Source organism: Kitasatospora sp. NPDC059462 (assembly GCF_042749955.1).
Taxonomy (GTDB): Bacteria; Actinomycetota; Actinomycetes; order Streptomycetales; family Streptomycetaceae; genus Kitasatospora.
Genome location: NZ_JBHYUU010000078.1, coordinates 21,949 through 34,965 on the forward strand (window position 1 = coordinate 21,949; position 13,017 = coordinate 34,965).

General features: G+C 76.0%; 12 protein-coding genes, 2 pseudogenes and 1 CRISPR repeat array. Of the genes and pseudogenes, 5 read left to right on the forward strand and 9 right to left on the reverse strand.

Annotated elements, in window-relative coordinates; translation table 11 throughout:
- Positions 1-46: 46 nt before the first annotated feature.
- Positions 47-807: a CRISPR direct-repeat array (repeat unit 28 nt; unit sequence CTCGGCCCCGCACACGCGGGGATGGCCC).
- A 340-nt stretch (positions 808-1,147) separates the two neighbouring features.
- The 9 genes and pseudogenes from ACFXAM_RS20235 to ACFXAM_RS20275 form a co-directional block, all read right to left on the reverse strand.
- Positions 1,148-1,567 (reverse strand): annotated as a pseudogene (locus ACFXAM_RS20235) (polysaccharide deacetylase family protein); the annotation flags it as partial.
- Entirely contained in the window at positions 1,564-2,364 is an 801-nt protein-coding gene (locus ACFXAM_RS20240; RefSeq protein ID WP_380293082.1) for an SDR family NAD(P)-dependent oxidoreductase, read from the reverse strand. The gene ACFXAM_RS20240 and the pseudogene ACFXAM_RS20235, both read right to left, overlap by 4 nt.
- Positions 2,361-3,284 carry a DMT family transporter gene (locus ACFXAM_RS20245; protein WP_380293084.1) on the reverse strand — a complete coding sequence of 308 codons (924 nt, stop codon included), beginning with the start codon at positions 3,282-3,284 and terminating at the stop codon, positions 2,361-2,363. Before ACFXAM_RS20245 ends, ACFXAM_RS20240 begins: the two co-directional genes overlap by 4 nt.
- Positions 3,285-3,420: 136 nt before the next feature.
- Positions 3,421-3,708 carry a hypothetical protein gene (locus tag ACFXAM_RS20250; RefSeq protein ID WP_380293086.1) on the reverse strand — a complete coding sequence of 96 codons (288 nt, stop codon included), beginning with the start codon at positions 3,706-3,708 and terminating at the stop codon, positions 3,421-3,423.
- A 503-nt stretch (positions 3,709-4,211) separates the two neighbouring features.
- Complete coding sequence (locus tag ACFXAM_RS20255; protein ID WP_380293088.1) at positions 4,212-5,921, reverse strand: condensation domain-containing protein; 1,710 nt, start codon at positions 5,919-5,921, stop codon at positions 4,212-4,214.
- Between the two features lie 118 nt (positions 5,922-6,039).
- Complete coding sequence (locus ACFXAM_RS20260; RefSeq protein ID WP_380293090.1) at positions 6,040-6,714, reverse strand: 4'-phosphopantetheinyl transferase family protein; 675 nt, start codon at positions 6,712-6,714, stop codon at positions 6,040-6,042.
- A gap of 38 nt (positions 6,715-6,752) precedes the next feature.
- Positions 6,753-7,565 (reverse strand): hypothetical protein, encoded by an 813-nt coding sequence (locus ACFXAM_RS20265; RefSeq protein ID WP_380293092.1) that lies wholly within the window; start codon positions 7,563-7,565, stop codon positions 6,753-6,755.
- Between the two features lie 3 nt (positions 7,566-7,568).
- Positions 7,569-7,859 carry an acyl carrier protein gene (locus tag ACFXAM_RS20270; RefSeq protein ID WP_380293094.1) on the reverse strand — a complete coding sequence of 97 codons (291 nt, stop codon included), beginning with the start codon at positions 7,857-7,859 and terminating at the stop codon, positions 7,569-7,571.
- 83 nt (positions 7,860-7,942) lie between these two features.
- On the reverse strand, positions 7,943-8,875 hold the full coding sequence (locus tag ACFXAM_RS20275; protein ID WP_380293096.1) for a 3-oxoacyl-[acyl-carrier-protein] synthase III C-terminal domain-containing protein: 933 nt from the start codon (positions 8,873-8,875) through the stop codon (positions 7,943-7,945).
- 168 nt (positions 8,876-9,043) lie between these two features.
- Between ACFXAM_RS20275 and ACFXAM_RS20280 the strand changes: the two genes are divergently transcribed.
- From ACFXAM_RS20280 to ACFXAM_RS20300, 5 genes and pseudogenes are all read left to right on the forward strand, one after another.
- Positions 9,044-9,343 carry a hypothetical protein gene (locus tag ACFXAM_RS20280; RefSeq protein ID WP_380293098.1) on the forward strand — a complete coding sequence of 100 codons (300 nt, stop codon included), beginning with the start codon at positions 9,044-9,046 and terminating at the stop codon, positions 9,341-9,343.
- On the forward strand, positions 9,340-10,551 hold the full coding sequence (locus tag ACFXAM_RS20285) for a glycosyltransferase (protein ID WP_380293100.1): 1,212 nt from the start codon (positions 9,340-9,342) through the stop codon (positions 10,549-10,551). Before ACFXAM_RS20280 ends, ACFXAM_RS20285 begins: the two co-directional genes overlap by 4 nt.
- A 115-nt stretch (positions 10,552-10,666) precedes the next feature.
- Positions 10,667-11,632: an ATP-binding cassette domain-containing protein gene (locus ACFXAM_RS20290; RefSeq protein WP_380293102.1), complete on the forward strand. Its 966-nt coding sequence runs from the start codon at positions 10,667-10,669 to the stop codon at positions 11,630-11,632.
- A 28-nt stretch (positions 11,633-11,660) separates the two neighbouring features.
- Entirely contained in the window at positions 11,661-12,425 is a 765-nt protein-coding gene (locus tag ACFXAM_RS20295; RefSeq protein WP_380293104.1) for an ABC transporter permease, read from the forward strand.
- 231 nt (positions 12,426-12,656) lie between these two features.
- A pseudogene (locus tag ACFXAM_RS20300) lies at positions 12,657-13,017 on the forward strand (hypothetical protein); the annotation flags it as partial.

The following is a 13,017-nucleotide window of genomic DNA, read 5'->3' on the forward strand; positions in this document are numbered from 1 at the left end:
GATGCGCCGGGCCACCTCCGCCCGATAACATCGCAGCTCAGCAAGCCTCGGCCCCGCACACGCGGGGATGGCCCGCCGCGCGTCAAGCTCCCCGCCTCCGTTGCCTGCTCGGCCCCGCACACGCGGGGATGGCCCCCTGCCGGTAGGAGGCGGCCTCGGTGCTCGCAGCTCGGCCCCGCACACGCGGGGATGGCCCCGATGTCCTGGCGAAGGTGCTGCTCGACCAGGACTCGGCCCCGCACACGCGGGGATGGCCCCACCCGCGACGACATGCTCCGCAAGAGCAGCGACTCGGCCCCGCACACGCGGGGATGGCCCCGCGGTGGCAGTGTTCACCGCGCCGGACGGCACCTCGGCCCCGCACACGCGGGGATGGCCCCCATCGCCTGAGCACAGCCCGCACGTCGGGTATCTCGGCCCCGCACACGCGGGGATGGCCCCTGCCATTCGGCCGTCAGCGTCTCGCCGGGGACCTCGGCCCCGCACGCGCGGGGATGGCCCCGACCGCTTCGCGGAGGCGGCGGCAAGCGCGGGCTCGGCCCCGCACGCGCGGGGATGGCCCCGACTGGACGGCGTACACGTCGATGGCCAGCGGCTCGGCCCTGCACGCGCGGGGATGGCCCTGCGTCGGTGAGCCCGCCCGGCCCTACCAGTGCCTCGGCCCCGCACGCGCGGGGTTGGCCCCCCGCTCGGCCGGGTGCCCATGCTGGAACTGGCCTCGGCCCCGCACGCGCGGGGATGGCCCCGACCCTGCCAGTCAGGCCAGTTCGGACTTCTACTCGGCCCCGCACGCGCGGGGATGGTCCGCTGTTCGCCGGTCCGGGTGGTTGGGACGACGGGTTGGCCTCGCGTGTGCGGGGATGGCGTGGTCGCGGAGGGGGCCGAGGGTGAGGCCTCGGCGGTGGCAGTGGGCGGCTATCAGGGGGAGGGCGGCGAGGGTGGCGCGCCAGGAGTCGGGGGCGGAGGTGCAGTCGGAGTCGTGGAGGAGGAGGGTGGCGCCGCCGGTCAGGGCCGGGCGGGCGGTGGCGTAGACGGTGGGGCCGGTGGCGCCGGGTTCCCAGTCGCGGCCCCAGGTGGTCCACAGGACGGGCCGCAGGCCGAGGTGGTGGGCGGCCAGGGCGAGGCCGGCGGTGAGGACGCCGTACGGGGGGCGGTACCAGAGGGGGCGGGTGCCGCCCAGGGCGGTGACGGCTTCGGTGGTGCGGCGCAGTTCGCGGAGGTCGCGGGCCGGGGCCGGGCGGTACTGGCGGCGGTGGTGCCAGCCGTGGACGGCGACCTCGTGGCCGCGGGCGACCAGCTCGTGGCCGAGGTCCGGGGCGCGTTCGAGCATGTCGCCGAGCAGGAAGAAGGTCGCGTGGATGCCGAGGGCGTCCAGGGCGTCCAGGATCGGGGGGGTGCCGCGCGGGTCGGGGCCGTCGTCGAAGGTGAGGGCGACGTGGCCCGGGGCGCCGTGGCCGGCGGTGCGGCGGGCGAGGTGGCGGCGGACGGGGGGCAGGCGGACGGCGGCCGGGGCGAGGTGCAGCAGCTCCACGGCGGCGGCGGCGCCGAGGAGCACACCGGCTCTCACCCGAAGCGGGACGCCATCCGGCGGAACAGGCCGGGGGCGGCGCCGTGGAGGCGGGCCGGGTAGTCGAGCCAGTGCGGCACGAAGACCCGGTCGCGGGAGGTGGTGAGCGCGTCGTGGACGATGTCGGCGACGGCCTCCGGGGAGACGGGGCGGGGACGTTCGCGCTGGTAGTCGGTGCCTCGGGTGGCGAAGAAGGGGGTCTCGACGGCGCCCGGCAGGATCAGCCGCACGCCGACGCCGGTGCCGCGCAGCTCGTACCAGAGGCTCTCGGCGAACATCGTGAGCCCGGCCTTGGTGGCCGCGTAGGCGGCCTCGTCGCGGACGCCGACCTGGCCCGCCATCGAGCCGAGCAGGACGATCCGGCCCCGGCCGCGTTCCAGCATGCCGGGCAGGAGCAGGCGGGTGAGCCGCAACGGGGCGGCGAGGTTGACCTCCAGCATCCGGTCCAGGGTGTCGGCGGGGGTCCGCGCGAAGGGGCCGCGCCAGCCGATGCCGGCGCTGGCGACGAGCGCGTCGACCCGTCCGGCGGCGGCGTGGGCGGCTTCGGCGAGGCGCTGGGCGCCGTCGGGTTTGGCGAGGTCGGCGGGCAGCGGTCGGCCGCCGGTGCGGGCGGCGACCGCGTCCAGCCGGGTCTGGTCGGTGCCGGAGAGCAGCAGCCGCCAGCGGGCGGCGGCGAGCCGGTCGGCGGTGGCCGCGCCGATGCCGGAGGAGGCGCCGGTCAGCAGCGCGACCGGCGGGTCGGCGGCGGGGTGCCGCCGGACCCGGCGGGAGGGCGGATGGTCGTCGTCCGTGGTCATGGCACCTGCCGCTCTGTGCGCATCTCGCCGTCCGATTTGTCCGGCAAGTCACCTTCGCACAGCGGTGCCGTCCGGGCGACCGGGGTGGGGCCCAGCTCCGCCTCGACCTCGCCGAAGCGGGAGAGCACGAAGGTGCCGCCGACCGCCACCGCGAAGCCGGCCAGCGCGCACCAGGCGTAACCGGGGCGGGCGGCGTCGCCGAGCACGGCGACCCCGACCAGGGCCGGGCCGAAGGTCTCCGAGACGGTGCCGGCGGCGGTCGCGGCCGTCACCGTGCCGCGCTGCAGGGCGAGCGCGTAGGCGAGGTATCCGCCGAGGCCGCCGAGGGCCAGCCCGTACGCCGCCGGATCGGTGAACACGTCGAGCGGGCCGGAGAGGTCGAAGACCCGGACGGCGAGGCTGGTGACGCCGAAGCCGACGCCCGCCAGCAGGCCGAGGCCGACGGCCGACGCGGTGTCGTGGCGGCGGGCCAGGAGCAGGGTGAGCAGCAGCATCAGCACGGTCGTGGCCAGCAGCGCCCAGTGGAACGCGGGCGGCGCGTGGTCGTGGCCGGCCTCGCCGGAGCCGACCGCCAGCAGGGTGAGCCCGACCACCACGGCGGCGATGCCGAGCAGGTCGGCGCGGTGCAGCCGGGCGCCGAGCAGGCGGGCGGCGGCGAGCGCGGTGACGGCGAGGCTGGCGTTGGTGACGGCCTGGACCAGGAAGAGGGGCAGGGTGCGCAGGGCGACGATGCTCAGGGCGAAGCCGGCGATGTCCAGGCCGGTGCCGAGCAGGAAGCGCCAGGAGCGGAGCAGCCCGGCCAGCAGGCCGACCCGCACCCGGTCGGCGCGCGGGGCCTCGCGCGCGCCGCCCGCCTGGAACACCGAGCCGAAGCCGAAGCAGACGGTGGCGACCAGGGCGGTGGTGAGTCCGAGCAGCATGGCCCTCCCGGCGTCGGGGGCGCCCCCGGGGAGCGGGGGTCACCCCCAGTGTCCGCCGGGCGTGGGCGGGCCGCAGCGGAAGACCGGCCGGCTCCGTGCCGACGGAGCGGGGAGCCGGGTGCTGCTCCCGGAGGCGCTACTCCCAGAGGCCCGAGCAGCTGTAGCCGGTGGTCGAACGCTCCGGTCCGGACGTGATGTGGAACCTGGTGATGTGCCCGTGGCAGATGCCGCCGTCGGGGGCGACCTCCAGCAGCTGGGCGTCGACGAGGAGGCGGTTGACCTCCTGTCCCTGGGCCTCGGTGATGCGCTTCAGGAAGGCATGCGGGCCCCGGCGGAACTCGGCCCACTCCTCCTCGGTGAACTCGACGTCCCAGAATTCGAGCTGGTGCCCCTCGTCCTGGTACTTCGGCGTGAACTTGGCCATGGTCGATCACCCCGCACTCGGGAACGCCCCCTACCCTCCAGCCTTCCGCTCGTGCACGCCCCCGGCAACCCCGGTCACGCCCCGTCACCGCCGGAGCGGGCCGCTGCGGCGGCCCGGCGCCCGGCCGGAGGGCCCGACACGGCGGCGAAGACCCCGGCCGCCACGGGGAGGGCGGTCCCCAGGGCGAGCGCTCCGCCGAGGCTCCCGTCCCACCCGAACCAGAGGTCCGTGACCGTCAGGAGGGCGATGCCCGTCACGGAGGCGGTGCGGCGGACGCCTGCCGAAGTGGTCGAGCGGGGGTGCGACGGCGGCCATGACCGGCAGGCCCGTCCAGGCGGGTCCCGTCGTCCAGTCGCCCGGCAGCAGCCACAGCAGCGAGAGGAGCAGGCCTGCCAGCACCGCTCCGGCCAGCTCGGCCAGGACCGTCGCCGTCACCACTGCGCGGACGTGCATGGTCCCCTCCCCCTCCGCCCGTTCTGCGCCGAGGGTACCTCCGGGGGCCGTCAGCCGGCCCGGCCGCTGCCCTCGTCGAGGACGGGGAGGGCGGACCAGACGGGCGGCAGGGAGTCCGGGCGCGGGTGGAGGGTGTAGTGGTGCGGGGCCATCGCGGTCTCGTGGCCCGGCAGGGCGGCGAGCACGGCCCGGCGGACGGCGGCGGGGGTGAGGTCCGGGTCGTCGGTGGCGATGCGGGCGGCGAGGCCGTCCTCGGTGCGGGTCAGGTCGACGGCCGCCGCGGCGGGGCCGAGGGCGTCGGCGAGCAGGGCGCGGACGGCGCCGAGGTCGATCCAGTCGGCGCCGACGCGGTGCCACTCCCCCGCCCTGGTGGCGGGGCGCACGCCGCTGAGCTCCGCCAGCTCGGTGAGCGGGACGGGCCGGTCGGCGGCGGCCGCGAGGACGGCGGGCACGGCGCGGGCGAAGCGCTCGGTGTCCTCCCGGGTGAGCACCTGGGGGCAGGCGAGCAGGACGAACTCCAGGCTCCCGGTGGTGCGCAGGATGTTCATCATCAGCCGGACCGGCAGCGGCTGGTCGGGCAGGGTCTGCAGCTCGGGGTCGGCTGCGGGCGCGGGGCGGGCGTCGGAGAGCGTCTCCGGGATGGAGAGGCTGAGGTCGTTGACGACGACCTGGCGGGCGAAGCGGGCACCGCGCCGCTCGGCGATGTCCCCGAGCAGCCGCCAGACCTTGTCGGCATTCAGGGTGCTGTGCCAGTAGCCGCTGAAGGAGGCGGACTTGGTCCGCCCGATGAGCGCGTCGAGGTCGTCGGCGGCGGTGTCGAGGGCGATCAGCGCGTCCTGGGCGAGGGTGCCGATGTGGTCGGCGAGGGCGGCGCGCTGGCGGTTGGCGGACAGGGCCGAGATCACCAGGTCGGTGCGGTCGGCGCGGTGCGCGGTGAGGGCGGCGAAGACGGCGAGCAGGACGACCGACGGGCTGGCGGCGGTGCGGCGGCAGGCCGCTTCGAGGTCGGCGGCCGCGGTGCGCGAGCGCAGCAGCACGGTGGTGAGCGGGCCGGGCGGGCCGGTGATGCCGTCGGTGGCGAAGACCGCCGACGGGCCGGTGGCGAGGATCGACTCCCAGTGCTTGAGCGCGGCGGCGCTCTTGCGCCGGCCCTGGGTGCTCTGTTCCTGCCCGGCCACCTGGAGCGGGGTGCGGGAGGCGACGGGCGGCAGCTCCTTGCCGGCGGCGAGGTCGAGCCAGTCGCGGATGAGCAGGGCGACGGCCGCGCCGTCGGCGCCCGCGTGGCAGACCGTCACGACCAGCCGGCGCACCAGCTCGCCGTCTGCGACGAGGGCGAAGCGCAGCCGCGGAACCGCCGCGAGGTCGAACGGCCTGAGGACGTCGGCTCCGCCCAACTCGTCGGCCAGCGCGTCGAGTTCGGCGTCCGTCCGGCCGCCGGCGGGGACCACGGCGACGCTGAACGCACCCTCGGCGGCGACCTCCTGCCGGTCGGGGAAGGCGTCGGCGGCGGAGCCGGGCGGGAAGCCGGTGCGCACCGACTCGTGGCGCTCGACCAGGGCGCGCAGCGCGTCGAGGGCGGCGGTCAGGGTGGTGCCGTCGGGGACCGGCCAGGCCGAGGCCTGGTTGATCTGTTCGGGCCGGTCGCGCCGGATGCAGCGGATCATGTTGTCCTGGCCGAGGGTGAGCGGTCCCGATCCGCCGCTCACGCCGCCGTACCGGACCGTGATCCGCCCGCTGGTCTCTTCCACGTCGTCCGTCACGTCGTACGGGCCCTTCGGCTCGGCTGGTCTCGGCGGGGATGCGGTCGGACGCTATCAGCGCGCCGATCAACTGGTCCAGACCAGAAATCTGGGATGCCGCAAGGGACTTGACGCTTCGTCAACTACCTGACATGCCAGGGACACCGGCCGCCGTCCAGGTGTGCGGACGGACCAGGACCGGGCGGGCGCCGACGACGGCGAGGGCGGCGCGGAACGGGCCGGGCGCGGGCACGTCGTCGATCCGGCACGGGCCGGGTCCGAGCGCGCCGGGGTCGGCGAGCAGCACCGGTGCGGGGCCGGCCAGCGGCAGGCCGAAGCCCTGCACGAGCCGGCCGCCGTACGCCTTGACGCAGGCCTCGCGGCGGCACCACAGCGTGGTGAAGAGGTCGGCGGGCGCGGGGTCGGCCGCCACCAGGGCCGCCTCGGCCGCGGGGAAGTAGCGCCGGGCCAGCCGGAGGGCCGAGCGGGCGTCGCGGACCTCCTCGACGTCGACACCGACGGCCCGCTCCTCGGCGAGGGCGACGGCGGCGAGCGCGCCGGAGGCGGACAGATTGACGGCGAGGCCGTCGATCGCGGGTTTGCCGTGCGGCCCGCGCCGCCGGACGAGACGCGCGGGGTCGCGGCCGAGCCGGGCCCCGGCGAGCAGGCGGAGCGCGCCGTGCGCGACGGTGAACCGCCGCCCGGCGTGCGGGTCCGGCCCGTCGGCCCGGGCGCGTTCGGCCGGGTCGAGCAGCTCGCGCAGGGCGCGGACCACCGGCTCGGGCTGGTCGGTGGGGATCAGCCAGACGTCCACGGGGTCGGCGCCGCCCCCGGGACCGGCGGCGCCGGGGGTCAAGGGCGCGGGCCGGCGCGCAGGGCCAGGGTGGAGAGCACGCCGAGCCGCGGGTCGAGGTCGGCGAGCAGCACCGGCCGCCGCTCGGCCCGCCAGTGCGGCAGCCGCTCGGCGAGCGCGGACCACAGCCCGGTGAACGGCTGGCCCGCGGGGGCGCGCACGGCGTCCGGTCCGGGCACCTCCAGGGCGGCGGAGAGCAGGACGGCGGTCCCCTCCCCCAGCGCCTTCGCCTGCCGGCGCACCTCCTCGGCGGCGGTGCCGGCGTCGGCCCCGCCGTCCTGGTGGACGGTCAGTTCCTCACCCGGCGCCGTCTCGCAGACCAGGACGACCGCACAGTGCCGTTCGGGCAGGGTGACGGGCGCGGCCGGCTCGTAGTGCAGGGCGGTCTGCTCGGCGAGGACGACGACCGCGCGCCGGGCGACGCCGGTGCGCTGGTACGCGGTGGCGGCGCGCAGCGCGGCGAACGCACCGGCGGTGCCCTGGTCGCAGAGGGCGAGCGCGGTGGGCGTGCCGGCGCAGGCGCGGCTGAGCGCGAGCGAGGTGGGGGCGCCGGGCCGGATGTCGGGCGAGTCGAAGGCCTGGACGAGCACGTCGGCCGGTTCGTCCGGGCCGAGCGCCTCGGCGAGGAGCCCGGCGGCCAGTTCCTCGTAGGCGTGTCCGACGCCCTCGGCCAGCAGGTCCTCGCGCAGCGGCAGGCCGTAGGGGCGGACCAGGTCGGAGACGAAGACCCGCAGGTCGGGGTCGAGGGAGAGTTCGGAGCGGCCGTCGGCGTACCGCGTCAGCACCCGGAGGAGACCCGGTGCGGCGGGCACCGGTCAGTCCTCGGCGATGACGTGCGAGGCGACGTAGTCGGCCAGCTTGGTGACCGAGCGCAGGTCGTCCTCGGTGATCTGCTCGACGTCGACCTGGAGGTCGAGCGCCTCCTCGACCTCCAGGATCAGTTCGATGGTGCCCGCCGAGGTGAGGCCGAGGTCGTCGAAGAGGCAGGCGTTCTCGGGGATCTCGGGGAGGTCGCGCTTGAGGACGCGCGGCAGCAGTTCGCCGAGGCTGTGGAGGATCCGGTCGCGCAGCTCGGTGTCGGTGGTCTGGACCACTTGGTCGGACATGGGTGGGACCGTCCCGTCGTGCGTGGTGGAGTGGGGGCGGGGCGGCCGGGGAACCGGCGCCCGGTGGAGCGGCTGACGGTGCGTCAGTGCTCGACGACCATGGCGGAGAAGGTCGCTCCGATGCCTGCGGCGGCGATGAGGTAGCGCTCGCCGCGGCCGAGCAGCCCCCGCGTGGTGGCGGTGTGCAGGTTGATCAGGCTGTCCGCAGCGAAACTGTGCCCGACCGCGGGCACGTTGTCCAGCACCACCTTCCCGATCGGGAAGCCGATCCGGCGGGCGATCATCCGCCAGGAGGCCTGGTTGACGTTGTGCGGGAGCAGCAGCGCGAGGTCGGAGAGGTCCAGACCGGCCTGGTCGAGGGCGGCCTCGATCGCCTCGACCATCACCGCCGGGTACTCGCGCTGGTAGCGGGCGAGCAGTTCCGGGTCCTCGGCCAGCCGGCCGTCGAACTCGGGGCGCTGGCGCACCACGTAGGACAGCACGCGGTCGCGCTCGCCCCCGGCGCTGACCAGGCAGGCGGCCGCGCCCTCGGCGAAGATGCCGGTCTCGGGCACCACCTGGGCGTCCTTGGTGAAGGTCTTCTCCCCGGCGATCACCAGGGCCAGCGCCTCCCGGTCGGGTTCTCCGGCGAGCAGGCGGCCGGCCAGGTCGACGGCCAACAGGCCGACGGCACAGGCGTGGTGGGTGACGGTGAAGGCCTGGGCGTGGCCGAGGCCGTAGCGGTGGAGCAGGTCGTGCAGCGGGTTGAGCGGATAGGGCACCGCCACCGGCATGCTGCGCGCGTGGATCACGAAACGGACGTGCCGTTCGCGTCCGCGCAGCTCCGGAAGGGCGTCGACGGCGGCGCCGAGCAGGTCGGGCAGCTTCCCGTCCGGGTCCAGTCGCAGCTGGTCCAGGCCGTGGAAGCGGCGGAAGAGTCGAAGTTGACGTGGGGTCAGGCCGATGCGCTCGCCCACTGCCTCAATGGGCACGGTGTGGTGGGGGAGGTGAACGGCCACTGCCTCCAGTGCGGTCACGCGGGCTAGTATTCCCACGCCCGGCGGCTCCGCACAAGTGATCTCGGGCGGTTGCGGCCCACCAGCCCGCACGACCGCCCCACCGCCGCCGCACATCCCCGCCACGGATCGCGCACGTCCCGTGCCGCCGTCCCCCGCCCCCGCTTCGTCGAGCCGGTGGAGTCCCTGATGACCGATCGTGAACCTTCCGTCGCCGTGCCGCCGGTCCGCCCGGCGCTGGTGTCCCTGCTGGCCGATGTCGCGCAGGCACCACCCGGCTGGGCCGCGCGGGTGACCCCGCAGGCCCGGCTGGACGGGGACCTGCTGCTCGACGAGACCGAGCTCGCGGCGCTGCACGCGGGCCTGCGCCGGGACTTCGGCCCGTCGGTGGACCTCGGCGCGCTGCGGGCGGGGCTCGACCTGGCCGGACTGGAGGCGCTGACCGTCGCCGACGTCGAGCGGCTGCTGCCCGCGGAGGACGCCCGGTGAGCCGCTTCCTGCTGGTGGTGCCGCCGCTGACCGGGCACGTCAATCCGACCGTGGGCCTGGCCCGGGAGCTGGTCGCGCGCGGACACGAGGTGGCCTGGAGCGGCACCGAGTCGGCGCTGCGCCCGCTGCTCGGGCCCGACGCGACGGTGTTCGGCACCGGCACCCGGGCGTTCCGGGCGCAGGGCGGGCACGGGCTGGCCGCCGTCCGCTCGCTGTGGGAGGGCTTCATCGTTCCCTACGCGCGGTTCACCGTGAAGGCGCTGGACGCGGCGGTCGGCGAGTACCGCCCGGACGCGCTGCTGGTGGACCAGCACACCCCGGCCGGGGCGCTGGTGGCGCACCGGCACCGGCTGCCCTGGGGCACCCTGGCGCCGGGCGCGATGGAGCTGGGGCGGCCGCTGCGCGCGCTGCCGCTGGTGGAGGAGTGGATGACCGGCCTGCTCCGGGGCCTGTGGCGGCGGGCCGGGCTGCCCGAGGAGGAGTACACCGACCCGCGCTTCTCCCCCGCGCTGGTGCTGGCCTTCACCGGGCCCGCGCTCACCGGCCCGGCGCTGACCGGGGCGGAGCCGACCGGCGCCGAGGCGCTGCCGGCCCAGTACGCCCTGGTGGGGCCGGTGCTGGCGGACCGGCCGGCCGATCCGGCCTTCCCCTGGGAGCGGCTGCTGCCGGGGCGCCGGCGGGTGCTGGTCACCATGGGCACGCTCTCCGGCGAGCTGGGCGCGGACTTCCTGGCCCGGGCGGCGCGGGCGCTGGAGCTGTGCGGGCCGGACGTCCAGGCGGTGTTCGCGGCGCCGGGCGATCTGCTGCCCGCGCTGCCGGACGGCGCGGTGGCGGTGGACCGGGCCCCGGTGCTGGAGCTGATGCGGCGCGGCGTGCTGGACGCGGTGCTGTGCCACGGCGGGATGAACACCGTCGGCGAGGCGCTGGTGCACGGGATTCCGCTGGTGACGGCGCCGATCCGGCACGACCAGCCGTTCGTGGCCGCACAGGTGGCGGCGGCCGGGGCCGGAGTGCGGGTCCCCTTCGCCCGGGTGACGCCCGATCACCTCGGCGCGGCGCTGCGCGGCGTGCTGGAGGATCCCGGCTACCGCGCGGCGGCGGCCCGGGTCGGGTCCGAACTGCTGGCGGGCGGCGGGGCCGTGGCGGCCGCCGACCGGGTGGAGGCACTGGTCGCGGCCGGTGCGCGTCGAACCAATCCAATGGTCTAGGCCATTGTTTCCGGGGCGCCGCAGACTCTAGGGTGGCCCGCAGCACCGCTTCCCAGGTGCCCCGCGCGCCGCCTTCCCGGCGCCCCGGCAACCCATCCCCGCACGGGAGTTCTGGTTGATCGAGACCAAGGGGCTGAGAAAGTCCTACCCTTCCAAGAAACGCGGCCAGCCCCCCGTGGACGCCGTCCGAGGCATCGACCTGGACGTCGAAGCGGGTGAGATCCACGGCTTCCTCGGCCCCAACGGCGCCGGCAAGACGACCACCCTGCGGATGCTCGCGACCCTGATCCGCCCCGACGGCGGCGAGGCCCGGATCGCCGGCGCCGACCTGTTCGCCGACCCCGCCGAGGTGCGCCACCGGATCGGTTACGTCGCCCAGGGCGGCGGCACCACCGACGCCGTCACCGCCCGCGAGGAACTCGTGATGCAGGCGCGGATGCACGGCAGGAGCAAGGCCGAGGCGCTGAGCCGCGCCGCGGCCGCGCTCAAGGCCTTCGAGCTCGACGAGTTCGGCGACCGGCCGTGCCGCACCTACTCCGGCGGCCAGCGCCGCCGGGTCGACATCGCACTCGGCGTGATCCACTCGCCGAAGGTGCTGTTCCTCGACGAGCCCACGGTCGGCCTCGACCCGGCCAGCCGCGGCCACGTCTGGACCGAGATCCGGCGGCTGCGCGACGAGGGCATGACCGTCGTCGTCACCACCCACTACCTCGACGAGGCCGACGCGCTCTGCGACCGCGTCTCCATCGTCGACCACGGCGGCATCGTCGCCGAGGGCACCCCGGAGACGCTCAAGCGCGAGATATCCGGCGACGTCGTGCTCATCGGCCTCGGCGGCGGCGAGGCCGAACGGGCCGCCAAGGCGCTGCGCGAGCAGCCCGGCCTGCCGGTGCTGCACCGGCTGGAGCTGAACGGCGAGGACGGTGTGCGGCTCTACCTGGACGACGGCGCCGCCGCCGTCCCGCACCTGCTGCGCGCCCTGGACGGGGCCGGGGTCGTCACCGGCACCGTGCAGCTGCAACGGCCGAGCCTGGACGACGTGTTCCTGGCCCGCACCGGCCGCTCCATCGAGCAGTCCTGACCGCCTCCGGATCCCCGAGGAGGGGCCCATGAAGCTCGCCCGCGACACCTGGCTGGTCTTCCAGCGCCAGTTGCTGCTGATGTGGCGGACACCGATCTGGATCGCCGTCGGGGTGATCCAGCCGATCTTCTACCTGCTGCTCTTCGCGCCGCTGCTCAAGCGGGTGCTGGAGCCGATGGGGGCGAAGACCTACGCCGAGGCCTACCAGATCTACGTGCCGGGCCTGTTGGCGGTGCTGTGCATCTTCGGCGGCCTGTACACCGGCTTCAGCCTGCTCGGCGAGCTGCGGGCCGGGATCATCGAGCGGGCCCGGGTCACCCCGGTCAGCCGGCTCGCCCTGCTGCTCGGCCGGGCGCTGCGCGAGACGGTGGCGCTGCTCGTCCAGGCGGTGATCATCACCCTCATCGCGCTGCCGTTCGGCCTGCGGGTCGGTCCGGTGGACCTGGTGCTGGCCTTCCTGCTGATGGGACTGCTGGCGCTGATGACCTCGACGATCTCCTACGGGATCGCCCTGGTGCTGCCCGCCGACGAGGCGATGGCTCCGGTGGTGAACACCGTCGCCCAGCCGATCGCGCTGCTCTCGGGCACGCTGCTGCCGCTGGCACTGGCGCCGATGTGGCTCCAGACGATGGCCAAGTGGAACCCCTTCTACTGGGCCGTGGAGGGCATGCGCTCGCTGTTCTCGGGCCATGTCGGGGACAACGTGGTCTGGCAGGGGCTGCTGGTGGTCGCGCTGATGACGGTGGCGGCGGTGTTCTGGTCGGCCCGGCTGTTCTCGACCCGGGTGCGCTGAACCCGGCCGTGCCGGGTCCGGCTCGAACAGGGTCCGGGTGCGCCGGGGCCGGGCGGCACGGCGGGGTGGCGGGGTGGCGGGCACGACGGGGTGGCGGGCCCGGCGGGGCGGGGGTCCGCTCCGCTGCCGGTCCGTCACCGCCGCCACGGCGGGCTCCGGTTGGTTGTCCCGGCACGGGCGGCAGCCCTATCGTCGGATCGACCGATCGTCCCTTCGTCGAAAGGAACCCGCATGAGCCCCCGGTCCGAGAACACCCCGGCCACCGGCCGGCCCGCACGGCGCCGGGCCACCCGCCTGGCCATCGCGGGCGGGGCGATCGCCGCACTGCCCGCGATGGGCCTGCTCGCGGCCACCCCGGCCGCCGCCAAGCCGCCCATCAAGGCCGCCGAGGCCCGGCCGGCGGCCGCCATCGCCGCCAAGCCCCCGGTCAAGGCCATCGCGGCCAAGCCCCCGGTCAAGGCCGTCGCCGCGAAGCCGGTGGCCAAGGCCGTCGCGGCCAAGCCCCCGGCCAAGGCGGTGGCCGCCAAGCCCCCGGTCAAGGCCGTCGCGGCCAAGCCGCCCGCCAAGGCCGTCGCCGCGAAGCCGGTGGCCC